The 25798-nt window shown below is 67.2% G+C and carries 27 protein-coding genes and 1 tRNA gene; 9 read left to right on the top strand and 19 right to left on the bottom strand.

What is annotated here, in order from left to right; all coding sequences use genetic code 11:
• Nucleotides 1–59 precede the first annotated feature (59 nt).
• From lolD to VG561_RS20190, 9 genes are all read right to left on the bottom strand, one after another.
• The gene (gene lolD, locus VG561_RS20230; RefSeq protein WP_262094224.1) at nucleotides 60–773 is read right to left on the bottom strand and encodes a lipoprotein-releasing ABC transporter ATP-binding protein LolD; all 714 of its coding nucleotides are present in this window, start codon (nucleotides 771–773) and stop codon (nucleotides 60–62) included.
• A complete protein-coding gene (locus VG561_RS20225; RefSeq protein ID WP_032958619.1) occupies nucleotides 766–2007 on the bottom strand; it encodes a lipoprotein-releasing ABC transporter permease subunit in 1242 nt (413 codons plus the stop codon). The genes lolD and VG561_RS20225 overlap by 8 nt, the downstream gene beginning before the upstream one ends.
• A gap of 23 nt (nucleotides 2008–2030) precedes the next feature.
• On the bottom strand, nucleotides 2031–2480 hold the full coding sequence (locus VG561_RS20220) for a hypothetical protein (protein WP_262094225.1): 450 nt from the start codon (nucleotides 2478–2480) through the stop codon (nucleotides 2031–2033).
• Entirely contained in the window at nucleotides 2431–2679 is a 249-nt protein-coding gene (locus tag VG561_RS20215) for a succinate dehydrogenase assembly factor 2 (RefSeq protein WP_005409080.1), read from the bottom strand. Before VG561_RS20215 ends, VG561_RS20220 begins: the two co-directional genes overlap by 50 nt.
• A gap of 98 nt (nucleotides 2680–2777) precedes the next feature.
• The gene (locus tag VG561_RS20210) at nucleotides 2778–3563 is read right to left on the bottom strand and encodes a succinate dehydrogenase iron-sulfur subunit (RefSeq protein WP_005409079.1); all 786 of its coding nucleotides are present in this window, start codon (nucleotides 3561–3563) and stop codon (nucleotides 2778–2780) included.
• Nucleotides 3564–3629: 66 nt separating this feature from the next.
• Complete coding sequence (gene sdhA / locus VG561_RS20205) at nucleotides 3630–5420, bottom strand: succinate dehydrogenase flavoprotein subunit (protein WP_014646765.1); 1791 nt, start codon at nucleotides 5418–5420, stop codon at nucleotides 3630–3632.
• Nucleotides 5421–5451: 31 nt separating this feature from the next.
• The gene (gene sdhD / locus VG561_RS20200; protein WP_005409077.1) at nucleotides 5452–5838 is read right to left on the bottom strand and encodes a succinate dehydrogenase, hydrophobic membrane anchor protein; all 387 of its coding nucleotides are present in this window, start codon (nucleotides 5836–5838) and stop codon (nucleotides 5452–5454) included.
• Nucleotides 5835–6227 (bottom strand): succinate dehydrogenase, cytochrome b556 subunit, encoded by a 393-nt coding sequence (sdhC, locus tag VG561_RS20195; protein WP_024958620.1) that lies wholly within the window; start codon nucleotides 6225–6227, stop codon nucleotides 5835–5837. Before sdhC ends, sdhD begins: the two co-directional genes overlap by 4 nt.
• Before the next feature lie 56 nt (nucleotides 6228–6283).
• Entirely contained in the window at nucleotides 6284–6454 is a 171-nt protein-coding gene (locus VG561_RS20190) for a DUF1674 domain-containing protein (RefSeq protein WP_005409075.1), read from the bottom strand.
• A 39-nt stretch (nucleotides 6455–6493) separates the two neighbouring features.
• On the opposite strand from VG561_RS20190, the gene VG561_RS20185 reads away from it, so the two are divergent.
• Nucleotides 6494–7369, top strand: a complete 876-nt coding sequence (locus tag VG561_RS20185) for a YgfZ/GcvT domain-containing protein (RefSeq protein ID WP_046429944.1) — start codon at nucleotides 6494–6496, stop codon at nucleotides 7367–7369.
• A gap of 103 nt (nucleotides 7370–7472) precedes the next feature.
• Here VG561_RS20185 and VG561_RS20180 read toward each other — a convergent pair whose 3' ends face one another.
• Nucleotides 7473–8555, bottom strand: a complete 1083-nt coding sequence (locus VG561_RS20180) for an ABC transporter ATP-binding protein (protein WP_014646762.1) — start codon at nucleotides 8553–8555, stop codon at nucleotides 7473–7475.
• Between the two features lie 352 nt (nucleotides 8556–8907).
• Here VG561_RS20180 and zwf point away from each other — a divergent pair, with 352 nt between their 5' ends.
• The 5 genes from zwf to eda all read left to right on the top strand — a co-directional run bounded on the left by zwf (nucleotide 8908) and on the right by eda (nucleotide 14821).
• Nucleotides 8908–10344 (top strand): glucose-6-phosphate dehydrogenase, encoded by a 1437-nt coding sequence (gene zwf, locus VG561_RS20175; protein WP_321210541.1) that lies wholly within the window; start codon nucleotides 8908–8910, stop codon nucleotides 10342–10344.
• Nucleotides 10341–11348: a glucokinase gene (gene glk, locus VG561_RS20170; RefSeq protein ID WP_014646760.1), complete on the top strand. Its 1008-nt coding sequence runs from the start codon at nucleotides 10341–10343 to the stop codon at nucleotides 11346–11348. Before zwf ends, glk begins: the two co-directional genes overlap by 4 nt.
• The gene (gene pgl, locus VG561_RS20165) at nucleotides 11345–12070 is read left to right on the top strand and encodes a 6-phosphogluconolactonase (RefSeq protein ID WP_014646759.1); all 726 of its coding nucleotides are present in this window, start codon (nucleotides 11345–11347) and stop codon (nucleotides 12068–12070) included. Before glk ends, pgl begins: the two co-directional genes overlap by 4 nt.
• Before the next feature lie 58 nt (nucleotides 12071–12128).
• On the top strand, nucleotides 12129–14045 hold the full coding sequence (gene edd, locus VG561_RS20160) for a phosphogluconate dehydratase (protein ID WP_032958604.1): 1917 nt from the start codon (nucleotides 12129–12131) through the stop codon (nucleotides 14043–14045).
• A 116-nt stretch (nucleotides 14046–14161) separates the two neighbouring features.
• On the top strand, nucleotides 14162–14821 hold the full coding sequence (gene eda, locus VG561_RS20155; protein ID WP_262093296.1) for a bifunctional 4-hydroxy-2-oxoglutarate aldolase/2-dehydro-3-deoxy-phosphogluconate aldolase: 660 nt from the start codon (nucleotides 14162–14164) through the stop codon (nucleotides 14819–14821).
• Between the two features lie 159 nt (nucleotides 14822–14980).
• Here the strand turns inward: eda and VG561_RS20150 are convergent, their stop codons facing one another.
• The 3 genes from VG561_RS20150 to ispG all read right to left on the bottom strand — a co-directional run bounded on the left by VG561_RS20150 (nucleotide 14981) and on the right by ispG (nucleotide 17825).
• Nucleotides 14981–15628, bottom strand: a complete 648-nt coding sequence (locus tag VG561_RS20150) for a response regulator (protein WP_005416124.1) — start codon at nucleotides 15626–15628, stop codon at nucleotides 14981–14983.
• Nucleotides 15629–15829: 201 nt separating this feature from the next.
• Nucleotides 15830–16579 carry a phosphatase PAP2 family protein gene (locus VG561_RS20145; RefSeq protein WP_014646755.1) on the bottom strand — a complete coding sequence of 250 codons (750 nt, stop codon included), beginning with the start codon at nucleotides 16577–16579 and terminating at the stop codon, nucleotides 15830–15832.
• The gene (ispG, locus tag VG561_RS20140; protein ID WP_041863307.1) at nucleotides 16560–17825 is read right to left on the bottom strand and encodes a flavodoxin-dependent (E)-4-hydroxy-3-methylbut-2-enyl-diphosphate synthase; all 1266 of its coding nucleotides are present in this window, start codon (nucleotides 17823–17825) and stop codon (nucleotides 16560–16562) included. The genes VG561_RS20145 and ispG overlap by 20 nt, the downstream gene beginning before the upstream one ends.
• A 114-nt stretch (nucleotides 17826–17939) precedes the next feature.
• Between ispG and VG561_RS20135 the strand changes: the two genes are divergently transcribed.
• Together VG561_RS20135 and VG561_RS20130 are read left to right on the top strand one after the other, a co-directional pair.
• Nucleotides 17940–19166: an ATP-binding protein gene (locus tag VG561_RS20135; protein WP_032960817.1), complete on the top strand. Its 1227-nt coding sequence runs from the start codon at nucleotides 17940–17942 to the stop codon at nucleotides 19164–19166.
• On the top strand, nucleotides 19163–19732 hold the full coding sequence (locus VG561_RS20130) for a response regulator transcription factor (RefSeq protein WP_012510702.1): 570 nt from the start codon (nucleotides 19163–19165) through the stop codon (nucleotides 19730–19732). Before VG561_RS20135 ends, VG561_RS20130 begins: the two co-directional genes overlap by 4 nt.
• 124 nt (nucleotides 19733–19856) lie before the next feature.
• Here the strand turns inward: VG561_RS20130 and pgi are convergent, their stop codons facing one another.
• The 6 genes from pgi to pcnB all read right to left on the bottom strand — a co-directional run bounded on the left by pgi (nucleotide 19857) and on the right by pcnB (nucleotide 25464).
• Nucleotides 19857–21371: a glucose-6-phosphate isomerase gene (gene pgi, locus VG561_RS20125; RefSeq protein ID WP_049442316.1), complete on the bottom strand. Its 1515-nt coding sequence runs from the start codon at nucleotides 21369–21371 to the stop codon at nucleotides 19857–19859.
• A complete protein-coding gene (gene panD, locus VG561_RS20120) occupies nucleotides 21368–21748 on the bottom strand; it encodes an aspartate 1-decarboxylase (RefSeq protein ID WP_014646751.1) in 381 nt (126 codons plus the stop codon). Before panD ends, pgi begins: the two co-directional genes overlap by 4 nt.
• 161 nt (nucleotides 21749–21909) lie before the next feature.
• Nucleotides 21910–22749, bottom strand: a complete 840-nt coding sequence (panC, locus tag VG561_RS20115) for a pantoate--beta-alanine ligase (protein WP_014646750.1) — start codon at nucleotides 22747–22749, stop codon at nucleotides 21910–21912.
• Nucleotides 22746–23561 (bottom strand): 3-methyl-2-oxobutanoate hydroxymethyltransferase, encoded by an 816-nt coding sequence (gene panB / locus VG561_RS20110; protein ID WP_014646749.1) that lies wholly within the window; start codon nucleotides 23559–23561, stop codon nucleotides 22746–22748. The genes panC and panB overlap by 4 nt, the downstream gene beginning before the upstream one ends.
• A 34-nt stretch (nucleotides 23562–23595) precedes the next feature.
• Entirely contained in the window at nucleotides 23596–24081 is a 486-nt protein-coding gene (gene folK / locus VG561_RS20105; RefSeq protein ID WP_032960824.1) for a 2-amino-4-hydroxy-6-hydroxymethyldihydropteridine diphosphokinase, read from the bottom strand.
• Nucleotides 24082–24084: 3 nt separating this feature from the next.
• Nucleotides 24085–25464 (bottom strand): polynucleotide adenylyltransferase PcnB, encoded by a 1380-nt coding sequence (pcnB, locus tag VG561_RS20100; RefSeq protein WP_032960826.1) that lies wholly within the window; start codon nucleotides 25462–25464, stop codon nucleotides 24085–24087.
• A gap of 52 nt (nucleotides 25465–25516) precedes the next feature.
• Between pcnB and VG561_RS20095 the strand changes: the two genes are divergently transcribed.
• Nucleotides 25517–25591: transfer RNA gene (locus VG561_RS20095), tRNA-Glu, on the top strand.
• Nucleotides 25592–25798 lie beyond the last annotated feature (207 nt).

The raw sequence follows: 25798 nt of genomic DNA, 5'->3' as shown, positions 1-25798 counted from the left end.
GACCGGCGCGAGGGCAGGTAAACCCGTTCAGGCGCCGGGAGGCGGCCGTTGCCGGCCGCTCAGACGTCGGCGTGGGCCAGTGCGTGCAGGCGCCCTTCGCGCAGCTCCAGCACCCGATCCAGGCGCCGCGCCAGGCTGCGGTCGTGGGTAACCAGCACCAGGCTGGTATGACGCGCGCGGTTGAGTTCCAGCATCAGCTCGAACACGGTGCCCGCGGTGCGGTCATCCAGGTTGCCGGTCGGCTCGTCACCGAGCACGCAGGCCGGATGATTGACCAGCGCACGTGCCACCGCGGCACGTTGGCGTTCGCCGCCGGACAGCTCGCCCGGCTTGTGGTCCAGGCGATGTCCGAGGCCGACCGCTTCCAGCAGCGTGGTGGCCCGGCTGCTGGCCTCGGCCACGGCGATGCCGGCCAGCAGCACCGGCATCATCACGTTTTCCAGCGCGGTGAATTCCGGCAACAGGTGGTGGAACTGGTAGACGAAGCCCAGCGCCTGGTTGCGCAGCAGGCCGCGCGCGGTATCCGACAGCGCCGACATGCGCTGGCCCGTGACGTACACCTCGCCTGCAGTCGGAACATCCAGCCCGCCCAGCAGGTGCAGCAGCGTGCTCTTGCCGGCACCGGAGGCACCGATGATCGCCACCGTCTCGCCGGCGGTCACGGTCAGGTCCAGTCCATCGAACACCGGGGTCTGCATGCGCCCTTCGGCGTAGGTCTTGCCCAGTGCTTCGGCGCGGATCACCTCATCGCCGCGGTTGAAGACCTTATTCATAACGCAGGGCCTCCGCCGGCTGGGTGCGTGCTGCCCGCCAGGCGGGATACAGGGTGGCCAGGAAGCTCATCAGCAGCGCGACCACGGTGATCGCCACCACGTCGCCGGTCTGCATGTCGGTCGGCAGGCCGGTGATGTAGTACACATCCTCCGGCAGCAGCTTGACGTTGAACACGCTCTCGATTGCACCGAGGATGCGTTCCAGGTTGAGGGTCAGGGTGATGCCGCCGATCAGGCCGGCCAGCGTGCCGAAGATGCCGATCAGCGAACCCTGCACCATGAACACCTGCATCACCCCGCCCGGGGTCAGGCCGAGGGTGCGCAGGATGGCGATGTCGGCCTGCTTGTCGGTCACCAGCATCACCTGCGAGGACACCAGGTTGAACGCACCCATGGCGATGATCAGCGACAGCAGGATGCCCATCACCACCTTCTCCATGCGCAGCGAGTGGTAGAGGTTGGCGTTCTGCTGGGTCCAGTCACTTACGCGGTACGCACCACCCAGGCTCTGCGCCAGGTCCACGCCCACTTCCAGCGAGCGGTCCATGTCGTGCAGTTTCAGCCGCACGCCGGTGGCGCCGTCGCTGCGCAGCACGCGCTCCAGGTCCTGCATGTTGGCGAAGCCGACGCCCCGGTCGACCTCGTTGTAGCCGGCCTCGAAGATGCCGCTGACGGTGAAGCGTTTCATCCGCGGCACGGCACCGGCAGGCGTGCCCTGCACTTCGGCGAAGGTCACCAGCACCTGGTCACCGACGTCGACGCCGAGCCAGATCGCCAGTTCCTTGCCCAGCAGCAGGTTGAAGCTGCCCGGCGTCAGGCTGGCATAGCTGCCCTTGGTGACCTTCTTGTCGATCACCGATACCTTCGGCTCCAGCGCCGGATCGATGCCCTGGATGATCGCACCCTGCACGCGCGGGCCGCTGATCATCGACTGGATCTCGATGTACGGCGCGGCACCGGCCACGCGCGGATCCTTGCGGGCCACGTCGACGACGCGCATCCAGTCCGGCATCGGCTCGCCGTCGCGGCTGATGGTGGTGTGCGCGGTCATCTGCAGCAGGCGGCTGCGGATTTCCTTCTGGAATCCGCTCATCACCGCCAACGTGGTGATCAGCACCGTAACGCCGAGCGCGATGCCCAGGATCGATGCCATCGAGATGAAGGAGATGAAGCCGTTGCGGCGCTTGGCGCGCAGGTAGCGCAGGCCAATGGCCACGGGAATGGGTTTGAACATGCAGGCACGCCGGTCAATTCAGCTTATGGTGCCATCGTCCGGGGCTGACGGGAAACGGCGCGTGCGGCCACGGCCAGTCGCAGTTCACGTCGCTGCCCGGAATCGAGCACATCCGGCCAGAACAGCAGGCGCTGGCGGCGCCGATCCTCACGCCACAGCAACAACAGCCATGGGCCACGCACCACCAGCCGTGGCGTATCAACGTCCTGCCCGGCCACCTGCAGTGGCTCGGGAAGCGGCGGCAGAAGCACCTGCACGCGCGGCCTGCGCTGGCGCCAGGCCAGTTCGGCCAGGCCCACGCACCAGGCCAGCACCACTGCGGGCATCAGCAGCCGTGAAGGCAGATCCGATGCGCGCAGCAGCCACGGCGCAGCCAGCAGCACCGCCAGCTGGGCGGCGGCCTGCAGCCGCGAGGGGCGCCACTCAAGGCTTGAGGGCGAGGATCTTCTGCATGAGGGGGATCGCGTGCGCATGCGGGCAGGCCTCGTAGCCCATGAACCAGCGCCACAACTTATCGTCCTCGCAGTCGAGCAGGAACAGGAAAACCTCGCGCTCTTCGGTCGGCGCAGTGCTCCACTCGTGGTCCAGGTAGCGGCCGAACAGCTGGTCCAGCTCACGCATGCCGCGGCGGCAGCGCCAGCGCAGCTTCTTCAGCAGAACGTCTTCTTCCATCGAGCTTCTCCAGATACAGCAAAGCCACGCATGGCGTGGCTCTACTGGGGTGGCACAGCCACGCGTGGCGTGGCTCTACCCGGTACAGCCAGGCCTGATCAGGCGCGGCGCTCCATCATCAGCTTCTTGATCTCGGCAATCGCCAGCGCCGGGTTCAGGCCCTTCGGGCAGGTCCGGGCACAGTTCATGATGGTGTGGCAGCGGTACAGCTTGAACGGATCTTCCAGATCGTCCAGGCGCGCACCGGTGTCCTCATCGCGCGAGTCGATGATCCAGCGATAGGCCTGCAGCAGGATCGCCGGGCCCAGGTAACGCTCGCCGTTCCACCAGTAGCTCGGGCAGCTGGTCGAGCAGCAGGCGCACAGGATGCACTCGTACAGGCCGTCCAGCTTCTTGCGGTCTTCCGGCGACTGCAGGCGCTCGCGGTCCGGAGGTGCCGGGGTCTGGGTGCGGATCCACGGCTTGATCGACGCGTACTGCGCGTAGAAGTGGGTCAGGTCCGGAACCAGGTCCTTGACCACGTTCATGTGCGGCAGCGGGTAGATCGGCACTTCCTTCTTGCCGCAGTCCGAGATGGCTCGGGTGCAGGCCAGGGTGTTGGTGCCGTCGATGTTCATGGCGCACGAACCACAGATACCTTCGCGGCACGAGCGGCGGAAGGTCAGGGTCGGGTCGATCTCGTTCTTGATCTTGATCAGGGCGTCCAGGACCATCGGGCCACAGGCGTCCAGATCGACTTCATAGGTATCGGTGCGCGGGTTGCTGTCGTCGTCCGGACTCCAGCGGTAGATCTTGAAGGTGCGCACATTCTTGCCGCCGTTCTTGACGGGGAAATGCTTGCCCTTCGTGATCTTGGAATTCTTGGGGAGTGAAAACTCGGCCATGGCTGCTCTCGTTGGCTCAGGCGGCCCGCGCCCGTGGGCGCGGATTGCATGGTAGGCGGGGTCGGATCAGTACACGCGCGGCTTCGGCGGCACCACGGACACGTCGTCGGTCAACGTGTACATGTGCACCGGACGGTAGTCGAAGCTGCACTTGCCCTTCTCGTCGACGCTGACCAGGGTGTGCTTCTGCCAGTTGACGTCGTCGCGGTCCGGGAAGTCCTCGTGCGCATGCGCGCCGCGGCTTTCCTTGCGCTGTTCGGCCGAGTTGATCGTCGCCACCGCATTGAGCAGCAGGTTGTTCAGCTCGTAGGTCTCGATCAGGTCCGAGTTCCACACCAGCGAACGGTCGGAGACCTTCACGTCCTGGAACGAGTCGAAGATCTTGTCCATCTTCTCGCAGCCTTCCTTCAGCGTCTGGCTGGTGCGGAAGACCGCCGCGTCGGCCTGCATGGTGCGCTGCATGCGATCGCGGATGACCGAGGTCGGGGTATCGCCGTTGGCGTGGCGCAGCTTGTCCAGCAGGCCCAGCGCCTTGTCGCAGGCATCGGCCGGCAGCGGCTTGTGCGCAGCGCCCGGCTTGATGGTCTCGGCACAGCGGTTGGCCACGGCACGGCCGAACACCACCAGGTCCAGCAGCGAGTTCGAGCCCAGGCGGTTGGCGCCGTGCACGGACACGCAGGCCGCTTCGCCGATGGCGTACAGGCCCGGCACTACCGCGTTGTCGTTGTCGCCGACCTTCTGCACCACTTCGCCGTGGTAATTGGTCGGGATGCCGCCCATGTTGTAGTGCACGGTCGGGATGACCGGAATCGGCTGCTTGTGTACGTCGACGCCGGCGAAGATGCGGGCGCTCTCGGCGATGCCCGGCAGCTTCTCGTCGATCACGCCCGGGCCGAGGTGGGTCAGGTCGAGCAGGATGTGGTCCTTGTGCTCGCCGACGCCGCGGCCTTCGCGGATCTCGATGGTCATCGAACGGCTGACCACGTCGCGCGAGGCCAGGTCCTTGTAGTGCGGCGCGTAACGCTCCATGAAGCGCTCGCCGCTGCTGTTGCGCAGGATGCCACCTTCACCGCGGACACCCTCGGTGATCAGGCAGCCGGCGCCGTAGATGCCGGTCGGGTGGAACTGCACGAACTCCATGTCCTGCATGGCGATGCCGGCACGCATGGCCAGGCCGCCACCGTCGCCGGTGCAGGTGTGCGCCGAGGTGGCGCTGAAGTAGGCACGGCCGTAGCCGCCGGTGGCCAGTACCACGCCCTGGGCGCGGAACAGGTGCAGGGTGCCGTCGGACATGTCCAGGGCCAGCACGCCGCGGCAGGCGCCTTCCTCGTCGAAGATCAGGTCGAGCGCGAAGTACTCGATCATGAAGCGCGCGTCGTGCTTCAGCGACTGCTGGTACAGCGTGTGCAGCATCGCGTGGCCGGTACGGTCGGCTGCCGCGCAGGTACGCTGCGCCGCCGGGCCTTCGCCATACTTGGTGGTCATGCCACCGAACGGACGCTGGTAGATCTTGCCTTCGGCGGTGCGCGAGAACGGCACGCCGTAATGTTCGAGCTCGATGATGGCCGGGATGGCTTCACGGCACATGTACTCGATGGCGTCCTGGTCGCCCAGCCAGTCCGACCCCTTGATGGTGTCGAAGAAGTGGTAGCGCCAGTCGTCCTCGCCCATGTTGCCGAGCGCGGCCGAGATACCGCCCTGGGCGGCAACGGTGTGAGAACGGGTCGGGAAGACCTTGGTCAGGCACACGGTCTGCAGGCCCTTGGCGGCCAGGCCGAACGTGGCGCGCAGGCCGGCACCGCCGGCGCCGACCACGACCATGTCGTACTTGTGTTCGGTGATCTTGTAAGCGGACATCTAATCTGGATTCCTGTGTAGGTGCCTGGGCTCAGGCAACGCCGAGGGCGATGCGGCCCACCGCAAACACACTGACGATCATGCCGAGCACGGCGACGAACTTCACCGCGGTCTGCAGCACCAGGGCCAGCAGCGATTCGTGGATGTAGTCTTCCAGCACGACCTGCATGCCGAGCTGCGCGTGCCAGAACATGGCGATCAGCAGGCCGATCAGCGGCACCGCGTTCCACGGCTTGGCCACGGCGGCGGCGGCGGTGGCGTAGTCCGAGCCCAGCAGGCCCAGCACGAAGACCAGGAACCAGATGCCCAGCACCACCAGTGCGGCGGCGGTCAGGCGCTGGTGCACGAAGTGCTCGGTGCCGGTCTTGGCCGAGCCAAGGCCGCGCACGTTCTTCAACGGGGTACGGAACTTGCTCACGCGGCACCTCCGAACATCACATAGGCCCACACCAGCAGGGTGATCACCAGGCTGCCGATGACCGACAGCCAGCTGCTGCGGATGAAGGCGGGGATGCTGAAGCCGATGGCGAAGTCCTGCACGACGTGGCGGATGCCATTGCACAGGTGATAGGCGAACGACCATGTCCACGCGAACAGGAACACGCGGCCATACCAGGCCCCGGCATGGCCGGTGAAGCAGTTCCAGGACTCGGGCCCCATCATCAGGGCCAGCAGGCCGGCGGCGATGATGAGGGCACCAACAGACAGAAAGACGCCAGTGGCTCGATGCAGGATCGAGGTGGCCATCTGAATCTGCCAGCGATACACCTGAAGGTGCGGGGAAAGTGGGCGTTGTCTGGTCGCCATTCGCTGGGCTCGTTGTCTCGGCTGGGCGGCACACGGCCGCGTTGGCTCAATGCTGATCAGAAATCGATGCAGCGTCCGTTTTTCTCCCAATCGCCATACCGCACCGGATCAAGTCCGCCGCGGCCGCCGAATTCTTCCGCTTTTTCCTGTTCCACGGGCACGGGTGCCGCGGGGACCAGCGGGGCTTCAGATTCGTCGTCGGGAGTGGGGGTTGTTTGGCCTATCATGTTCGGTCTCGCAACGCACAAATTTTAGACCTCGTTCACGTGCCTGACAACCTGCCCCCTGCTTTCGTCGGATATCCGCGCCTGCCCGGCCACCAGCTGCTGAGCCTGCAGGGCCCGGATGCGGCTGTCTTTGCCCACGCCCAGTTCAGCAGCGATGTCACCGCCCTGCCCCTGCAGCACTGGCAGTGGAGTGCCTGGCTGAGCGCCAAGGGCCGTACCCTGGCGGTGTTCCAGCTGCTTCGCCTGGCCGACGACCACGTGATGCTGGTGCTGGCTGACGGCGATGCCGATGCGATTGCGTCGCAACTGCAGCGCTTCGTGTTCCGCCGCAAGGTGAAGGTGCAGGTGCGCAGCGATCTGGCGGCGGCTGGCGCGTTCACCGCGCCCGAGGCCGCCAGCGGCGCGGCGATTGCGCAGACCGCAGGCGACGGCTGGGAGCTGGACCTGGGCAGCGATGCCCTGCCGCGCACCCTGCGCATTGGCAGCGCCGACGCGTTCGCTGCCGGCAATGAAGCCGATGAGGCCGCTTTCGCCCTGGCCTGGCGCCAGGCCGACCTGCGCTACGGCCTGCCGCGGCTGGAAGAAGGCCAGCGCGAAGTGTGGACCCCCCAACAGCTGGGCCTGGACCGCCTGAACGGCTACAGCGTGAAGAAGGGCTGCTATCCCGGCCAGGAAATCGTCGCCCGCACCCACTTCCTCGGCAAGGCCAAGCGTGCGGTGCAGTTGCTGCATACCGCAGCACCGGCACAGGCCGGCGATGGCGTGCAGCAGGATGGCGCGGGGCTGGGCACGATTGCCAGCGTGGCCGGCGACCTGGCACTGGCGGTACTGCCACTGGAGGCCAGCGACGCTGACCTGCAGGTGGGCGATGCCATTGCGCAGCGCGTGCCGTTGCTGGATGGCCTGGCCCGCTGAAGCAGGCGGGGACCTGCACGGGTGGGTGCAGGAATGGTAGTGCCGGCCGCTGGCCGGCAACCATGCAGGGTTGAGGTTGCCGGCCAGCGGCCGGCACTACCCCTTACAGGCGCGCGCCGGTCTCCGGGTTGAAGAAATGCAGGCCCTGCGGATGGATCGCCACGCGGATCTGCTCGCCCACCTCGGGCAGCGCCTGCGGCGCCACGCGCATGGTCAGCGCGTGCTGGCCACTGCTCAGGTTGACGAAGATCTCGTTACCGACCGGTTCGATGCCTTCAATGCGTGCGACGAACGCATGCGCATCGTCGGCGGCCGCCGGCTGCAGGTGCTCCGGACGCACGCCCACCGCGATCGGCTTCTGCAGCCAGGCCGGATCGATGGTGGCCTGGCCCAGCGGTGCACGCCACTCACCATCGACCACGGTCACGCCACCGGCATCGCCCTGCAGCGTACCGCGCAGCACGTTCATCGCCGGGCTGCCGAGGAAGCCGGCCACGAACAGGTTGGCCGGGCGATCGTACAGCGCCATCGGCGTATCGATCTGCTGGATGACGCCATCCTTCAGCACCACGATGCGCTGGCCCAGGGTCATCGCTTCGACCTGGTCGTGCGTCACGTAGATCATGGTGGTGCCCAGCTTGCGGTGCAGCTGCGCGATCTCGGTACGCACGCTGTGGCGCAGCTTGGCATCCAGGTTGGACAGCGGTTCGTCGAGCAGGAACACCGCCGGCTCGCGCACCAGCGCACGGCCCAGCGCGACACGCTGGCGCTGGCCACCGGACATCGCCTTGGGCAGCTTGTCCATCATCTCGGTCAGGCCCAGCGTCTGCGCCGCCTCGGCGATGCGCTTGTCGATGGTCGCCTTGTCGTGACCGCGCAGCTTCAGGCCAAAGGCCAGGTTCTCGGCCACGGTCATGTGCGGGTACAGCGCATAACTCTGGAACACCATCGCGATGTCGCGATCCTTCGGCGCCACGTCGTTGACCACGCGATCACCGATGGTCAGCGTGCCGCCGCTGATCTCCTCCAGGCCAGCCACCATCCGCAGCAGGGTCGACTTGCCACAGCCGGACGGGCCGACCAGCACCATCAGCTCGCCATCGGCGACCTCGAAGCTGGCGTCCTTCACCGCGACCTGGCCGTTGTCATAGACCTTGCGCACACCCTGCAACTGCACTTTTGCCATATCACCTATCCGGTCCGCCCGAAGCCGGGCTGTCTTTTGGGACTGCCTCGGCCCTCCCGATGGCAGTGATGATTGCGCGCTTGCCGCATGACGGCGAGCACTGCAATCGAATACAGTTGCCCATTCTGCCATGTAAACGTTTTCACGTGGCACTATCCGATGATCGGTGCGCACCGATCTGCGTCGGCGGTTGAACGAAGGTTCCGCCGAGGCAGTGGTTTCGAATGGAACGGTCTTCCGGCACCCCGGAGAACGCCCCTGACGAACCTCGGACAGGCAGTTGCGCGGATGTCCCCCGAACCCAGCCATGAAGCGATTGACAACGATGTCACCCGGATCTGAAACTCGAGCGATGCACGACACCCTCTTCCTGTTCGGTGCCACAGGTGATCTGGCCCAGCGCTACCTGTTCCCTTCGCTGCTTCGCCTGCTTGGCGACGGCCTGCTGCCGGAGGACTTCCGCATCCGTGCGCTGGCCCTGTCCGGGCATGACACCGAAGCCTTCCATGACATCCTGCGGCCGCGCCTGCAGCAGGCCATGCCGATGGCCACGCAGGACGACATCAGCGCCCTGCTGCGTCGCATCGACTACCGCTCTGTGGACCTGCGCGACGTCGACTCGGTTGCCGCCGCGGTCGCCGACCTCGTGCACCGCAAGTGCGTCAGCTACCTCGCCATCCCGCCGGGCCTGTACATCTCCACCTGCGAAGGCCTGGCCAAGGGCGGCGCCCTCGCCGCGCCGGCACGCCTGATGCTGGAAAAGCCGATCGGCAGCGACAGCGAGAGCGCCGAGGAAATCATCGGCACCATCGGCCAGTGGATCGACGAGGACCGCGTGTTCCGCCTCGACCACTACCTGGGCAAGGCCGCGGTGCAGAACCTGATCGCACTGCGCTTCGGCAACACGCTGCTGGAAGCGGTGTGGAACCGCAACTACATCGAATCGGTGCACATCCTGGTGGCCGAAAGCGAAGGCGTGGATGGCCGCGATGCCTATTACGCCCGCTCCGGCGCGCTGCGCGACATGGTGCAGAGCCACATCCTGCAGCTGCTGTGCATGGTGGCGATGGAACCGCCGGCATCGCTGGAAGCCGATCGCATCCGCGACGAGAAGGTCAAGGTGCTGCGCGCCCTGCGCCCGCTCGATGCCAGGCACGCCGCGCGTGACAGCATCCGTGGCCGCTACACCGCCGGCACCATCAATGGCCAGCCGGCACAGGCCTACCAGCCGCCGGAAGGCAGCGACGTGGAAACCTTCGCCGGTGTCACCGCGCATATCGACAACTGGCGCTGGAGCGGCGTGCCGTTCCACCTGGTCACCGGCAAGCGCCTGCCCGAGCGCACCACCCGCGTGGTGGTAACGCTGAAGCCGGTCACCCACTGGCTGTTCGAGCGCCCGCAGCGCGCGCAGGCCGCACCGAACCGCCTGGTGTTCCAGCTGCAGCCGCAGGAAAACATCGAACTGGGCCTGATGAGCAGCCTGGCAGGCCCGGAATGGGGCGCGCTGGAGCTGCATCCGCTGGAGCTGGAACTGTCGGTGCCGACCGGCCTGCACCGCCGTATCGCTTACGAACGCTTGTTCCTGGATGCCTTCAACGGCAACCACACGCTGTTCGTGCGCGATGACGAAGTGCGTGCGGCCTGGGCCTGGATCGACAGCGTCGCCGACGCCTGGAAGGACGCCAAGCTGCCGCTGGAGCCCTACCCCGCCGGCCAATGGGGCCCGGGCAATGCGGGCGGGTTCCTGCCGCAGGACCTGGACGCGCCCGACAGCGGAGCGTCGGCATGAGTGCCAGCTCGCAGCCAGTGCTGGTCGCCGACATCGGTGGCACCAACGCGCGCTTCGCCCTGGCCGACACCTCGCTGGACGCACCGCTGCAGAAGGACAGCATCCGCGAGTACGCGGTGGCGGAGTTCCCGTCGCTGGGTGATGCCGCGCGCCACCATCTGGAACAGATCGGCGCCACGGCAAGCCGCGGCGTGTTCGCCGTGGCCGGTCGCGTGGATGGTGACGAAGCACGCATCACCAACCATCCGTGGGTGATCTCGCGCAGCCGCACCGCTGCCATGCTCGGGTTCGACGAACTGCACCTGATCAACGACTTCGCCGCACAGGCGATGGCGATTTCGCTGCTGCAGCCCGATGACGTGGTCCAGGTCGGCGGGGCTGCCTGGGTACCGGGCAAGCCCGGCCAGCCACGCAACTACGCGGTGATCGGGCCCGGTACCGGGCTCGGCGTCGGCGGCCTGATCATGCGCCACGGCCGTTGCTATCCGCTGGAAACCGAAGGCGGCCATGTCAGCTTCCCGCCGGGAACCCCGGAAGAGATCCGCATCCTGGAGATCCTGTCCGAGCAGTTCGGCCGCGTCTCCAACGAGCGCCTGATCTGCGGCCCCGGCCTGGTCAACATCCATCGCGCCGTGTGCGAGATGGCCGGCATCGATCCGGGCCAGCTGCAGCCGGTGGACGTGACCGCCCGCGCCCTGCACGGCGATCCGCAGGCGATGCGCACCGTGGATGTGTTCTGCGCCGTGTTCGGCGCCATTGCTGGCGATCTGGTGCTGACCCAGGGCGCCTGGGACGGCGTGTTCCTCACCGGCGGGCTGACCCCGAAGATGCTCGATTCGCTGCAGCACTCCGGTTTCCGCCAGCGCTTCGAGCACAAGGGCCGGTTCTCTTCCATCATGGCGCGCGTGCCCTCGTTGGCGGTGATGCATCCCCACGCCGGACTGCTGGGCGCCGCCGCCTATGCCGCCGACGCCGAACGTGACGCACCTGGAGTTGCCGCATGAGCCCCACCACCTTCCACGACGACCGCATCGAGTTCATCAACCATGGCGATGCCGATGGCTGGATCGAAGCCGTTGCCGCCGAGATGGCGCACACCCTCAACCACGACATCAACGAAGTGGGCCGCGCCCGCATCCTGCTGTCTGGCGGCACTACACCGGCGCCGGTCTACCAGGCGCTGGCCGAGTTGGACGTGCACTGGGACCGGGTGGAAGTGAGCCTGGCCGACGAGCGCTGGCTGTCGCCGCAGGATCGCGACAGCAATGCCTGGCTGGTGCGCGAGCACCTGCTGAAACGCGCCGAGGGTGCGCATTTCGATCCACTGGTGCGGATCGGCAAGCCCCTGCCCGAATGCGTGTACACCGCCAACCTGCAGGCACAGCACAGCCAGCCGCCGAGCCTGGTGGCACTGGGCATGGGCAACGACGGCCACACCGCCTCGCTGTTCCCGGGCTCGAAAGACCTCGCCCGCGCACTGGAAAGCACCCTGCCCTATGCCGCGCTGGATGCCACCGGCTGCCCGGGCGCGAACCAGTGGCCGCTGCGCATCACGCTGACCCCGCATGGGCTGCGCCAATGCCGACAGCGCCTGCTGCTGCTGCGCGGCAAGCAGAAGCTGCAGGTGCTGCGCCAAGCGTTGGACAGCAACGACGCCCAGCAGTATCCGATCCTCAACGCGATCAACCTGGAAGGCGCGCGCCTGCGCGTCCACTGGGCTGATTGATGTCGGCGGCGGTGCCCTGCCGCCGCTTGCCTCTCGCCACCTTGAACGCCGGTAGCCAATGAGCCTCCATCCGCAATTGCAAGCCATCACTGAGCGTGTCATCCGCCGCAGCGCCGCCTCGCGTGCCGCCTACCTGGCCGCGATCGACGCCTCCCTGCGCGAAGGCCCGTTCCGCAGCCGCCTGAGCTGCGGCAACCTCGCCCATGGATTCGCCGCCTGTGGCGGTACCGACAAGAGCCGCCTGCGCGGCGGCGTGACGCCGAACCTGGGCATCATCACCGCCTACAACGACATGCTCTCGGCGCACCAGCCGTTCGAGACCTATCCCGAGCAGATCCGCGAGATCGCCCGCGAGCTGGGTGCCACCGCACAGGTGGCCGGCGGCGTGCCGGCGATGTGCGACGGCGTCACCCAGGGCCGCGGCGGCATGGAACTGTCGCTGTTCTCGCGCGATGTGATCGCCCAGGCCACTGCGATCGGCCTCAGCCATGACATGTTCGATACCACCGTCTACCTCGGCGTGTGCGACAAGATCGTGCCGGGCCTGCTGATCGGCGCGCTGGCCTTCGGCCACCTGCCGGCGGTGTTCGTGCCGGCCGGCCCGATGACCCCGGGCATCCCGAACAAGCAGAAGGCGGAAGTGCGCGAGCGCTATGCCGCCGGCGAAGCCACCCGCGAAGAGCTGCTGGAAGCCGAGTCCGCCTCGTACCACGGCGCCGGCACCTGCACCTTCTACGGCACCGCCAATTCCAACCAGGTGCTGCTGGAAGCGATGGGCGTGCAGCTGCCGGGCGCATCGTTCGTCAATCCGGGCACGCCGCTGCGCGACGCCCTCACCCGCGAAGCCACCGAACGTGCACTGGACATCACCGCGCTCGGCGACGACTTCCGCCCGCTGGGCCGGATCATCGATGAGCGCGCGATCATCAACGCGGTCATCGCGCTGATGGCCACCGGCGGTTCGACCAACCACACCATCCACTGGATCGCAGTGGCGCGTGCCGCCGGCATCGTGCTGACCTGGGACGACTTCGACGAACTGTCGCAGCTGATTCCGCTGCTGGCCCGCGTCTATCCGAACGGCGAGGCCGACGTGAACCGCTTCGCGGCCGCTGGCGGACCGGCCTTCGTGTTCGGCGAGCTGATCAGGGCGGGCCTGATGCACGGTGACCTGGTCAGCGTGGCGCGCGGCGGCATGGCCGACTACGCGCGCGAGCCGCAGCTGCGCGACGGCCAGCTGGTCTACCTGCCGGGCCTGCAACACAGCGCCGATGACGAAGTGGTGCGTGGCGTCGACAACCCGTTCGAGCACCAGGGCGGCCTGCGCCTGCTGCGCGGCAACCTGGGCAAGTCGCTGATCAAGCTGTCGGCGGTGAAGCCGCAGTACCGCACGATCGAAGCACCGGCCGTGGTTGTCGATGCGCCGCAGGTGCTGAACAAGCTGCATGCCGGCGGCCTGCTGCCCGAGCACTTCGTGGCGGTGGTGCGTTACCAGGGCCCGCGTGCCAACGGCATGCCGGAACTGCATTCGCTGGCGCCGCTGCTGGGGCTGCTGCAGAACCAGGGCCGGCGCGTGGCACTGGTCACCGACGGCCGCCTGTCCGGTGCCTCGGGCAAGATTCCGGCGGCGATCCATGTGACGCCGGAAGCGGCACGCGGTGGTCCGCTGGCCAAGGTCCGCGAAGGCGACATGATCCGCCTCGATGGTGAGGCCGGCACGCTGGAAGTGCTGGTGGACGCGGCCGAGTGGGCCGCGCGTCCGCTGGCCCCGAACACGGCGCCTGCCGCGCATGACCTGGGCCGCAACCTGTTCGCGATCAACCGTCGCGTGGTGGGTCCGGCTGATCAGGGCGCGATTTCGATTTCGTGCGGGCCGGCGGCGGCCGATGGCGGGCCGTGGGAATACGACGCGGAGTACGAGCTGGGGCACGATGCCGCAGCGGCGGCGGCGCCGCATGAGGCAAAAGACGCCTGAAGCGAAAAGCCGCGGCAGGCTTCCCGGCCTGGGCAGTAGAGCGCCCTGGACAATTCCCGGCGCGTCATTTGCGCTGCGGCCACTGAATCTAGAAGAGCAAAGGCAAGGGCAAAAGCATGGGTATCGAACAACATCAGGTGAAGGCGGCGGAGCTGTTGCGTGCGGCGGGCATCCTGCCGGTGGTGACGATTCATACGCTGGACCAGGCGCGTGCGGTCAGTGCGGCGTTGCTGGAAGGTGGCCTGCCGGCGATCGAGTTGACGCTGCGTACGCCAGTGGCGATGGAAGCATTGGCGATGCTCAAGCGCGAGCTGCCGGACGTGGTGGTGGGCGCCGGCACGGTGCTGACCGTGGAGCAGATGCAGCAGTCGATCGATGCGGGCGCGGACTTCCTGGTGACCCCGGGTACGCCACCGGCGCTGGCCGATGCGCTGGCGGCGGCACCGCTGCCGGTAGTGCCGGGTGCGGCCACGCCGACCGAACTGCTGTCGCTGTATGCGCGCGGCTTCCGCGTGTGCAAGCTGTTCCCTGCCACCGCCGTGGGGGGGCTGGCGATGATCAAGGGTCTGGCCGGCCCGGTTGCCGACCTCAAGCTGTGCCCGACCGGCGGCATCACCGAAAACACCGCCGCCGAGTACCTCGAGCAGAAGAACGTGGTCTGCATCGGCGGTTCGTGGATGGTGCCGGGCAACTGGATCGCCGACGGTCAGTGGGACAATGTGCGCGCCAGCGCCGCCGACGCCGCGAAGATCATCAAGCGCGTACGCGGCCACTGAGCCCGACACAGGTGTAGAGCCGAGCCCATGCTCGGCTCCGCGCCCGCAGGCCGGAAAGTAGCCGAGCATAGGCTCGGCTCTACATTTCCTCTAACGGCAGTGACGGCGCACGGAACCTGTCGGTGGCCCCGCGGAGGGCTCAGCCGTTGGCCGAATCCCTTACAGCGGCCGTGCCGGATCCACCAGCCCGTACTGGCTGGCCATGCGCGCCAGCGCGATGTTGTCGTGGATCCCCATCTTCTCGAACAGCCGCGCCTTGTGCGTGTTCACCGTCTTCGCACTCAGGCTCAGGCGCCGCGCGATGTCTTCCTGGCGCAGGCCCTGGGTCAGCAGCAACGCCACTTCCAGCTCGCGCGGCGACAGGCTGTCGAATGGAGAGCCGTTGCCTTCCACGGTCGACAAGGCCAGGTTCTGCGCGATGCTGGTGCCCAGGTAGCGACGGCCCATGGCCACATCGCGCACCGCACGCAGCAGCTCCTGTGCATCGCAGCCCTTGCCGATGTAGCCCGCAGCCCCGGCTTCCAGCAAGCGCTTCGGCAGCGGACCGTCTTCCAGCACCGACACGATCACCACGCGGGTGTTGCGATGGCTGCGGACGATGCGCTCGGTCACCTCCATGCCACTCACGCCGGGCAGGTGCAGGTCGCACAGCACCACGTCCGGCAGCAGCTGGCGGACGTCGCGCAGCGCATCTTCGCCGGTCTCGGCTTCGCCCACCACCTCGATGTCGGTCTCCCCCGACAGGATCATCTTCATCCCGGTGCGGACCAGTGCGTGGTCATCCACCAGGTAGACTCGAATCGTCATTCACGTACCTCTTCGAATGCGGCCATTGCAGGTCAAGCTAGGCAGGGCGCCGATACCCCTGCAAGCGCGTTCGAGATGCGACCCGGGCATTCTGCCTTGCGCATCACAGTACCGCGCGTTGTGCTTGCCCCCTGTCTTGCAGAACCTGCTGCAACGAAACAACTGATCTATTACGTAGACGCCCCGGAGGGGCCATCCACGTCAATCCCCCTGTGATGATGCTTCGCTGGCCGTCGCTGGCGGCGAATCCTGACGTCGCCAAGGATGCCGGCGACTGAACATGACCAGATAGCACCCTACCACCCAAACCAGCGCGGCACACCATCCGGCCAGGATATCGGAGGGGTAATGCACGCCCAGATAGACCCGGGAGACGCTGACCAGCAGGCTGAACGCGGGCGCCAGCAGCAGCACCGGCCAGCGCCAGCGGGTGTTCCAGGCCAGCAGCACCAGGGTCACGGCCAGGGTCATCGAGCCCATCGCGTGGCCGCTGGGAAAGCTGAACGTCGATTCCGGCGCGATCGATTCCCACAGGCTGGGGCGCTGGCGCTGGAAGAAATGCTTGCTGCCCATGTTCAGCAGCGCCGAGCCGACGAAGCTGACCGCCACGAACGTGGCCTCACGCCAACGCCGGTAGCCCAGCAGCACGCCGATGATCAGCACGTCGGCGGGAATCAGGAACCATTCGTAGCCCAGCCTGGAAATGAGCACGAAGAAGCGGTCCAGCAGCGGTGAGTGCAGGCCATGCATCTGCCACAGCAGCGGCGCATCGAAATGGAACGATTCAAACTCGTGCACTTCGTCGGCCAGCGCGACGAAACCCGCCAACGGCAGCAGCACGCCACCGAACAGCAGCACCAGGCGCCAGGCATTGCGGGCCATCCAGTGGCGGAAACCGGAGGCGGACTCCGGCGCAGCGAGGATCGCAGGCTTATCCGGCGCTTCGGACATATTTGTGTTCGACGTAATCGTCGATCAGGGCGACGAACTCCTGGGCGATGTTCTCGCCACGCAGGGTCACCTTCTTCTCGCCATCGACGAACACGGGCGCGGCCGGGGTTTCACCGGTGCCCGGCAGGGAAATACCGATGTTGGCGTGCCGCGACTCACCCGGCCCATTGACGATGCAGCCCATCACCGCCAGGGTCATGTTCTCCGCACCCGGATGGTGGATCTTCCACAGCGGCATCTTCTCGCGCACGTGGTTCTGCACCACCTTGGCCAGTTCCTGGAAGAACTCGGAGGTGGTGCGGCCGCAGCCCGGACAAGCCGTGACCAGCGGCGTGAAGGCACGCTGGCCGGTGGTCTGCAGCAGTTCCTGGGCGACGATCACTTCCTGTGTGCGCGACTGGCCCGGTTCCGGGGTCAGCGAGATGCGGATGGTGTCACCGATGCCTTCCTGCAGCAGCACGCCCAACGCCGCCGACGAGGCGACGATGCCCTTGCTGCCGATACCGGCCTCGGTCAGGCCCAGGTGCAGGGCAAAATCGGAGCGCTGGGCCAAGTCGCGGTACACCGCGATCAGCTCCTGCACGCCACTGACCTTGGCCGACAGCACGATGCGATCGCGCGGCAGGCCGAGCTCCACCGCCTGCTCGGCCGAATCCAGCGCCGAACGGATCAGCGCCTCGCGCAGCACGCGACCGGCATCCCAGGGCTGCTCGCGCAGGTTGTTCTCGTCCATCAACTTCGCCGCCAGGGCCTGGTCCAGCGAGCCCCAGTTGGCACCGATGCGCACCGGCTTGTTGTAGCGGATCGCGAACTCGATCAACTGGGCGAACTGCAGATCCTTCTTCTTGCCGAAGCCGACGTTGCCCGGATTGATGCGGTACTTGGCCAGCGCTTCGGCACATGCCGGCTCGGCGGTCAGCAGCTGGTGGCCGTTGTAGTGGAAATCACCGATCAGCGGCACGTCGATGCCCATCATCGCCAGCTTGTCGACGATGCGCGGGATCGCCGCAGCGGCTTCCACGGTATTGACGGTCAAACGCACCATTTCCGAACCGGCCCGCCACAGCTCGGCCACCTGCTTCACGCTGGAGGCCACGTCGGACGTGTCGGTGTTGGTCATCGACTGCACCACGACCGGCTTGCCTCCGCCTACGGTGACCCCGCCGATCTGCACGGCATGGGTCTGGCGACGGGGCCAGGAGGTGGCATCGGAGGGAGGAGTCGGGCGGGTGACGGCGTCGTGCATAGGCGCATTCTACCGCCCGCCCCCGCATTCCGGGTGACTCGCATTCAGCCGGTGGCACGGCTGCGGCCGATTGTCGCAGGCACAGCCGCCCGTGAACGCATACGATGAGCATGAATGACCGGTCCCGACGCCCCGTTTCTCCGTACCCTGTGCAGCCTGCGCTGGCTTGCCGTAGGCGGCCAGGCCGCCACCATCCTGGTTGCCACCTGGGTGCTGGGCCTGCCGTTGCCGCAGCTGCCGCTATGGGCCGGCGTGGCGGTGCTGGCCCTGTTCAACATCTATACCCAGTTGCGTCCGGACGCGGCTGACACCGCACCGCTGACCGCGTTCGGCCACATCCTGGTGGACGTGATCATCCTGACCTGGATGGTCGGCTGGAGCGGCGGCATGGCCAACCCGTTCAGCTCGCTGTTCCTGATCCTGATCGCGCTGGCCGCGTTCGCCCTGCCCCTGCGCTGGGCATTGGCGGTCGCACTGGCCTGCCTGCTCGGCTACGCCGCCAGCGGCATCTTCGGCCAGCCATTGCCGGACGGTTATTTCCGCGCGCAGGACCTGAATCGCTGGGGCGTGGTCGCCAACTTCCTGATCTCCGCCGCGGTGGTACTGGCCTTCTCCACCCGGCTGGCGCTGGCCCTGCGGGAGCGCGAACTGGAACTGTCGGCACTGCGCGAGCGCTTCGCCCGCAACGAGGGCATCGTCGCGCTGGCCACCCATGCCGCCTCGGTGGCGCATGAACTGAACACGCCGCTGGCGACCATGACCCTGCTCGCCGACGATGTGGCCGAGCGCAGCGAAGAGCCGGAAGTGCGCGAGGACATGGAAACCCTGCGCGAGCTGCTGGTGCAGTGCCGGGAGCGCGTGCTGGCGCTGGCTGCTCCGGCCTCGGCCGACGCACCGGGCCGCAGCCATTCCAGCGCACAGCAGGTGCTTGAGCAATGGCGCCTGGTGCGGCCGACCATCGACCTGCACCGCAACGATGATGCGCCGCTGCGGCTGCCGCTGGACCCGGGCGTAGGCCATCTGCTGATGGTCCTGCTCAACAACGCCGCCGATGCCGGCGAGAAAGCCGGCCGGCCACGCGTGGACCTGGACCTGCGCATCGAAGGCGACGACCTGATCGGCGAAGTCCGCGACTACGGCCATGGCTTCGACGCCCGTGCCGCCGTGCTGCCGGGCAAGCTGTTCGGCAGCAGCAAGAGCGAGGGCATGGGCGTCGGCCTGGCCCTGTCCCATGCCACCATCGAACGCCTCGACGGCGAGATGTGGATGCGCCCGGCCCAGGGGGCCGGCAGCCGCGTCGGCTTCCGCCTGCCGCTGGCCCCACGCGAGGACACCCCATGAGCCTTCACCATTCCACCCTGGGCCTGCTGGTCGACGACGACGAGCTGTACCTGCGTACCCTGCAACGCAGCCTGGCCCGCAAGGGGCTTGAAACGCAGACCGCACAGGATGCCGCCAGTGCGCTGGCGCTGGCCCGGCAGCATCCACCGGCGTTCGCGCTGATCGACCTGAAGCTGGGCAGCGATTCCGGCCTGGCACTGATCCAGCCGCTGCGCGCGCTGCGCGCGGACATGCGGATCCTGCTGGTGACCGGCTACGCCAGCATCGCCACCGCGGTGGAGGCGATCAAGCTGGGTGCGGATGATTACCTGCCGAAGCCGGCCACGGTGCCGATGATCCTGCGCGCCCTCGGCGAGGAAGACGACGGCCCGGCCGACGATGGCGAAATGGAAGTGCCCGATGCGATGACGCCGATCAGCCGCCTGCAGTGGGAACACATCCAGCAGGCGATGCACGAGACCGGCGGCAATGTGTCAGCGGCCGCGCGCCTGCTCGGCATGCACCGGCGCTCGCTGCAGCGCAAACTGGCCAAGCGGCCAAGCCCGGAGCGCGACCCGAGCCGGTGACGCGGTAGTGCCGGCCGCTGGCCGGCAACCCATCCGCTGCGGTAGTGCCGGCCGCTGGCCGGCAACCTCATGAACGATTGAAGCATCACCTGGATGCCGGCCAGCGGCCGGCACTACCAGAGCATCAGCGCTTCAGCTGCGCCAGGATCTCGCGGGTCATCGGATCGGCAACCGCCACATCCTCGCCCTGCAGCGCCGGCAGCAGGCCACTGGCCAGTTGCTTGCCGAGCTCGACACCGAACTGGTCGAACGCGTTGATGTTCCAGATCACCGACTGCACGTACACGGCGTGTTCGTACATGGCGATCAGCGCACCCAGTGCCTGCGGCGTGAGCGCGTCGAGCAGGATCAGCGTGCTCGGCCGCCCGCCCGGGTAATCACGGTGCGGATCGTCGCTGCTCTGGCCATTGGCCAGCGCCTCGGTCTGTGCCAACAGGTTGGCCAGCAGGGCCTGGTGATTGATCGTGTAGGGATCATCGTTGTGCACACAGCCGATGAAGTCGGCCGGAACGACGCTGGTGCCCTGGTGCAGCGCCTGGAAGAAGCTGTGCTGCACATCGGTGCCTGCCCCACCCCACCACACCGGCACGGTGTCGGTGGTGACCGGCGCACCATCACGCTGCACGCGCTTGCCCAGGCTTTCCATCACCAGCTGCTGCAGGTAGGCCGGCAGCAGCGCCAGACGCTGGTCGTAGGTCATCACCGCATGCGTGGCATGGCCCAGCAGGTTGCGGTTCCAGATGTCGGTCAGGCCATGCAGCACCGGCAGGTTGCGCTCCAGCGGTGCATCCAGCGCATGCGCATCCATCTGTGCGGCGCCTTCCAGCAGCTGCTCAAAGCGCTCGAAGCCGATCGCCAACGCGATCGGGAAACCGACCGCCGACCACAGCGAATAGCGGCCACCCACCCAGTCCCACATCGGCAGTACGCGATCGGCGGCGATCGCGAAGGCCTTGGCGGCGCGATCCGGATTGGCGCTGACTGCATACAGGCGCTCGCTGCCGCCCAGCCAGTCGTGCAGGATCTGGCCGTTGAGCAGCGTTTCCTGCGTACCGAAGGTCTTGGAGATGAGGATGCCGGCGGTCTTGGCCGGATCCAGCGTGGCCAGCGTGCGCTGCATGGCGGCGCCGTCCACGTTCGAGACGAAATGCACGCGCAGGCGCGCACCGCTGACCGGACGCAGCGCGTCGGCGACCAGGCGCGGGCCAAGGTCGGAACCACCGATGCCGACGCTGACCACATCGGTCACGCCACTGTCTTCCAGCGCGCGCACCAGCACGCCCATGCGCTGGCGGATCGCGCGCGCGGTGGCATAGGCCTCGGCCGCCACCGGCGCATCGACCACATCGCCGCGCAGCGCGGTATGCAGCGCGGCGCGCCCTTCGGTCAGGTTGACCTGTTCGCCGCGGAACAGGCGCGTGATGGCACCACCGACATCACGCTCGGCAGCCAGCGCCAACAGCGCCTGCAACGCCGCGGCATCGTATTTCTGCCGGGCGAAATTGACGTACAACGGACCGACCCGCAGCGCCAGCTCCTGTACACGGCCGGGTTCGGCGGCGAGCAGGCTGGGAATGCTTGCGCCCTTCAGGCGCTGGGCGTGGGAATGCAGCGAGTCGAATCCGTTGTTCGTTGTCATGCGGCCTGGGTCGGGATCGTGTCGTTGGTGTGGGTGATCTGGTTGTTGCCATCAACGTACACCAGCTTCGGCCTGAAGCTGTCAGCTTCCTGCTCGGTCATGCTGGCGAACGCGGCGATGATGATGATGTCACCGACCTGCACGTGGCGCGCGGCGCCACCGTTGAGCGAGACAACGCCGCTGCCGGCTTCGGCGCGGATGGCATAGGTCGAGAAACGCGCACCATTGGTCACGTCCCAGATGTGCACCTGCTCGAACTCGCGGATGCCGGTGGCAGCCAGCAGGTTGTCATCGATGGCGATCGAGCCTTCGTAGTTCAGCTCGGAATGGGTGACGGTGGCGCGATGGATCTTGGTCTTGAGCAGGGACAGGTGCATGGGGGCGCTGCAACGGCAAAGGAAAGAGCGGATTCTAGCACCCGCGCAGCGCGGGGCATCACGGCCGGCAACCTGTTCAGGTAGCCGGTGAAACCGGGGTCAGAAGCCTTTTCCCCTGGAAAAGGGATCTGACCCCATGCATCGCGCGGCGCCGCCGGAACTCAGAACTCCAGGTTGTCGATCAACCGGGTGGTTCCCAGGCGCGCGGCAATCAGCGCCACGCGGCCACCGCCGTCGAAGGTCGGCTCGGCCAGCTCCGGGGTGCGCAGCACCGCGTAGTCGACCTGGAACCCGGCTGCCTGCAATGCGGCCGTGGCGTCGGCTTCGATGCGATCACGTGCCTGCCCCGCCACGTAGCCCTCGCGCATGCCCAGCAGGGTGCGGTGGATGGTGGTCGCGACCGGGCGCTGTTCGTCGCTCAAGTACTGGTTGCGCGAACTCTTGGCCAGGCCATCCTCGTCGCGCACGATCTCAGCACCGACGATCTGGATCGGGAACGACAGCTCGGCCACCATCTGCCTGATCACGGCAAGCTGCTGGTAGTCCTTGCGGCCGAACACGGCCACGTCCGGCTGCACCTGCAGGAACAGGCGCGCCACCACCGTGCAGACGCCATCGAAGTGCCCCGGGCGGCTGGCGCCTTCCAGCACTTCACTGACACCCGGCGCGTGCATGCGCGTGGTCCTGTCCACCCCCAGCGGATACATCGTCTCCACGCTGGGCAGCCACACGGCATCGCAGCCGACCTGCTCCAGCCCGGCCACGTCGGCCTCGGGCGTGCGCGGGTAGCGACTGAAATCCTCGTTGGGGCCGAACTGGGTCGGATTGACGAAGATGCTCGCCACCACCTTGTCGGCGTACTGGCGGGCCAGGGTCACCAGCGAATGGTGCCCCCCATGCAGGTTGCCCATGGTCGGCACCAGCGCCACGCGCAGGCCCTCACGCTTCCACTGGGCGATCTGCTCGCGCAACGCGCCGAGCTCGTTGAAGGTCTGGATCATTGGGCGTAGGCGTGCTGTTCGTCGGGGAAGCTGCCGTCGCGCACCGCGTCGGCAAAGGCGCGGGTGGCACCGGCCACCGAGCCACCTTCGGCAAGGAAATCCTTGACGAACTTGGGACGGCGATGGCCACTGTCCAGGCCGAGGAAATCGTGCAGCACCAGCACCTGGCCATCGCACTGCGGGCCCGCGCCAATGCCGATGGTCGGTACATCCACCGCAGCGGTCACCTCGGCAGCGACCGGGGTCGGCACGCATTCAAGCACCATGATGCTGGCGCCTGCGGCGGCCACGGCCCTGGCGTCCTCCACCAGCTGGCGCGCAGCATCGCCGCGGCCCTGGATCTTGAAGCCGCCCAGTCGCAGCACCGACTGCGGGGTCAGGCCGAGGTGCGCGCAGACCGGAATCTCGCGCTCGACCAGGTAGCGGATGATGTCGACCTTGAAGCCGGCACCTTCGATCTTGACCATCTCGGCACCGGCCTGCAGCAGCTGCAGCGAGGCATCCAGCGCGCGTTCCGGGGTGGCATCGGCGCCGAACGGCAGGTCGGCCACCAGCAGCGCACGCTGCAGCACGCGGGCCACGGCCCGGGTGTGGTAGACCATGTCGGCCACGGTCACCGGCAGGGTCGAATCATGACCCTGCACGACCATGCCCAGCGAATCGCCGATCAGGATCAGGTCGACGCCGTTGGCATCGAAGGTGCGGGCGAAGCCGGCGTCGTAGGCGGTCAACATGACCAGCTTCTGGCCATTGCGCTTGGCCTCGGCCAGGGCGGGAACGGTCCAGGGCTTGCTGTCTGCGTGGGTGCTCATGTGCTGATAACCGGGGGAGATAACCCGGGCATTATCACCCTATCGGCGCGATCCCGCAGGCATCGACCCGCATCACTGCATCCTGCACGCGTCCATGGCCAGGAATTGTAAGTTCCGGCGCGATTTCGGCCAGCGGCACCAGCACGAAGGCACGCTCGTGCAGGTACGGATGCGGCACCTTCAGCCCAGGCTGGTCGAGCGCCTGCGCGCCATACAGCAGCAGGTCCAGGTCCAGCGCGCGCGGGCCCCAGTGCACTGCCGGATCACGCGTGCGACCGAAGCGCTGCTCCAGCGCCAGCATGGCCTGCAGCAGCTCATCGGCCGGCAAGGTGGTTTCGACCGAGGCCACCGCATTGACGAACGGCGGCTGGTCTTCATTGCCCCAGGCCGGCGTTGCGTAAAGCCGCGAGGCCTGGCGCAGCCGGGTCCCGGGCAGGCCGTCCAGCGCGGCAATCGCCGCGCCGACGGTGGCGGCCGCGTCGCCGAGGTTGGCGCCGAGGCCGATCCAGGCGAGGGTCATCGCTTACTCGCCCGCTGCACCGGCCGCGGCACCCGGACGACGGCGGCGACGGCGGCGCTTGCGCGGCGCTCCGCTCTCGTCATCGCCATCTTCGCTGTGCATCGCATCCAGCGACGACTCCAGCTCACGACCGGACTGCGCCTGCGCTTCGCGCCAGAACTCGACATCGGCGGCGTGCTCGGACGACGCCACCTGGCGCAGGCTGAGGAAATCGAACGCGGCACGGAAGCGCGGATGGGTCAGGGTGCGGAACACGCGCTTGCGCTGGCGCGAGCTGAAGCGCGACTGCAGCAGCCAGATTTCCTGCATCGGCAGCGAGAAGCGGCGCGGCAGCGCAATGGTGCTCAACTGCTGCACGGTGACGCGGTCGGCGGCGCGGCGCTGCGCCTCTTCCGGTGCCACGCCCTGCTTGAGCAGGGTCGCCTGTGCACGGCAGAACGCCGGCCACAGCAGCAGCGCGAACAGGAACGCCGGCGAGACCGGTTCGTCGTTGGCCACCCGCGCATCGGTATTGGCCAGGCCCTCGACCAGCATGCGGCGCAGCGCGCCGGTGCGGTTGGCTTTCAGCGCCTTGGCGCTTTCCGGGAACAGCACGTCGAGCAGGCCGTAACGCTCAAGGCCTTCGAAGCTGGCCACGCCGTGTCCGGACAGGAACAGCTTGAGCACTTCCTCGAACAGGCGCGCTGGCGCGGCTTCGTTGAGCAGGCCGGCCAGGTGCGGGATCGGCGCGGCAGTACCCTCTTCGATCTGGAAGCCGAGCTTGGCCGCCAGGCGCACCGCTCGCAGCATGCGTACCGGGTCTTCCTGGTAGCGCTGCACCGGGTCGCCGATCAGCTTCATCAGGCGCGCCTGCACGTCCTCGAAACCACCGGTGTAGTCGCGCACCGAGAAGTCCTCGATGGCGTAGTACAGGGCGTTGCAGGTGAAGTCGCGGCGGATGGCGTCGTCTTCGATGGTGCCGTACACGTTGTCGCGCACGAGCATGCCGTTTTCCATCTCGCGGTCGCCGCTGCCGTCATCGCTGTTGGCACGGAAGGTGGCGACTTCGATGATTTCGCGACCGAACACTACGTGGGCGAGGCGGAACCGGCGGCCGATCAGGCGGCAGTTGCGGAACAGCTGCTTGACCTGCTCGGGCGTGGCGTCGGTGGCCACGTCGAAATCCTTGGGTTGGCCATTGACCAGCAGATCGCGCACCGCGCCGCCGACAAGGTAGGCGCCGAAGCCGGCATCGCGCAGGCGGTAAAGCACGCGCAGGGCGTTCGGGCTGATGTCCTTGCGGGAGATCGTGTGCTGGTCGCGCGGGATGACGCGCAGGCTGAACGGTGATGTAGCAGAGGAAATGATGTTGGCGCTTCCGGTTGAAGTTTCGGGATTGCCCAATGGCATCGAGGTGCATATACTAGCGCTCCTGCCTCGGCAGCGACACAGTTACGCTCCCTTCGTCTAGTGGTTAGGACGTGGCCCTCTCAAGGCTAAAACAGGGGTTCGAGTCCCCTAGGGAGCGCCAGTCGCCGCAGCAGGAACCGAAAAAGCCCGCCTTGTGCGGGCTTTTCTGTTTTCCGGGATTGCAGTGATTGCGGTCGGGTTGGTCGCTTTGGCGCCTCCCTGCAATCGGCTCGAGCCGGTGGGGTCACCCAGGGCAGGACACGCCGTGAACCCATCCATGGGGGCTCGATGGCGCCATCCTTGGCGCCAACGGGTCCTGCCCTGGGTG

This window comes from Stenotrophomonas sp. CASM110, from assembly GCF_049384345.1.
In the GTDB taxonomy this organism is placed as follows: Bacteria; Pseudomonadota; Gammaproteobacteria; order Xanthomonadales; family Xanthomonadaceae; genus Stenotrophomonas; species Stenotrophomonas muris.
This window is presented reverse-complemented; position numbering and strand designations above follow the sequence as displayed.

Excerpts from the sequence above, each read along its gene's own strand:
- lolD (WP_262094224.1), bottom strand. The coding sequence starts at position 773 with ATGAATAAGGTCTTCAACCGCGGCGATGAGGTGATCCGCGCCGAAGCA.
- VG561_RS20225 (WP_032958619.1), bottom strand. The coding sequence starts at position 2,007 with ATGTTCAAACCCATTCCCGTGGCCATTGGCCTGCGCTACCTGCGCGCC.
- VG561_RS20220 (WP_262094225.1), bottom strand. The coding sequence starts at position 2,480 with ATGCGCACGCGATCCCCCTCATGCAGAAGATCCTCGCCCTCAAGCCTT.
- VG561_RS20215 (WP_005409080.1), bottom strand. The coding sequence starts at position 2,679 with ATGGAAGAAGACGTTCTGCTGAAGAAGCTGCGCTGGCGCTGCCGCCGC.
- VG561_RS20210 (WP_005409079.1), bottom strand. The coding sequence starts at position 3,563 with ATGGCCGAGTTTTCACTCCCCAAGAATTCCAAGATCACGAAGGGCAAG.
- sdhA (WP_014646765.1), bottom strand. The coding sequence starts at position 5,420 with ATGTCCGCTTACAAGATCACCGAACACAAGTACGACATGGTCGTGGTC.
- sdhC (WP_024958620.1), bottom strand. The coding sequence starts at position 6,227 with ATGGCGACCAGACAACGCCCACTTTCCCCGCACCTTCAGGTGTATCGC.
- VG561_RS20190 (WP_005409075.1), bottom strand. The coding sequence starts at position 6,454 with ATGATAGGCCAAACAACCCCCACTCCCGACGACGAATCTGAAGCCCCG.
- VG561_RS20180 (WP_014646762.1), bottom strand. The coding sequence starts at position 8,555 with ATGGCAAAAGTGCAGTTGCAGGGTGTGCGCAAGGTCTATGACAACGGC.
- zwf (WP_321210541.1), top strand. The coding sequence starts at position 8,908 with ATGCACGACACCCTCTTCCTGTTCGGTGCCACAGGTGATCTGGCCCAG.
- glk (WP_014646760.1), top strand. The coding sequence starts at position 10,341 with ATGAGTGCCAGCTCGCAGCCAGTGCTGGTCGCCGACATCGGTGGCACC.
- pgl (WP_014646759.1), top strand. The coding sequence starts at position 11,345 with ATGAGCCCCACCACCTTCCACGACGACCGCATCGAGTTCATCAACCAT.
- edd (WP_032958604.1), top strand. The coding sequence starts at position 12,129 with ATGAGCCTCCATCCGCAATTGCAAGCCATCACTGAGCGTGTCATCCGC.
- eda (WP_262093296.1), top strand. The coding sequence starts at position 14,162 with ATGGGTATCGAACAACATCAGGTGAAGGCGGCGGAGCTGTTGCGTGCG.
- VG561_RS20150 (WP_005416124.1), bottom strand. The coding sequence starts at position 15,628 with ATGACGATTCGAGTCTACCTGGTGGATGACCACGCACTGGTCCGCACC.
- VG561_RS20145 (WP_014646755.1), bottom strand. The coding sequence starts at position 16,579 with ATGTCCGAAGCGCCGGATAAGCCTGCGATCCTCGCTGCGCCGGAGTCC.
- ispG (WP_041863307.1), bottom strand. The coding sequence starts at position 17,825 with ATGCACGACGCCGTCACCCGCCCGACTCCTCCCTCCGATGCCACCTCC.
- VG561_RS20135 (WP_032960817.1), top strand. The coding sequence starts at position 17,940 with ATGACCGGTCCCGACGCCCCGTTTCTCCGTACCCTGTGCAGCCTGCGC.
- VG561_RS20130 (WP_012510702.1), top strand. The coding sequence starts at position 19,163 with ATGAGCCTTCACCATTCCACCCTGGGCCTGCTGGTCGACGACGACGAG.
- pgi (WP_049442316.1), bottom strand. The coding sequence starts at position 21,371 with ATGACAACGAACAACGGATTCGACTCGCTGCATTCCCACGCCCAGCGC.
- panD (WP_014646751.1), bottom strand. The coding sequence starts at position 21,748 with ATGCACCTGTCCCTGCTCAAGACCAAGATCCATCGCGCCACCGTCACC.
- panC (WP_014646750.1), bottom strand. The coding sequence starts at position 22,749 with ATGATCCAGACCTTCAACGAGCTCGGCGCGTTGCGCGAGCAGATCGCC.
- panB (WP_014646749.1), bottom strand. The coding sequence starts at position 23,561 with ATGAGCACCCACGCAGACAGCAAGCCCTGGACCGTTCCCGCCCTGGCC.
- folK (WP_032960824.1), bottom strand. The coding sequence starts at position 24,081 with ATGACCCTCGCCTGGATCGGCCTCGGCGCCAACCTCGGCGACGCGGCC.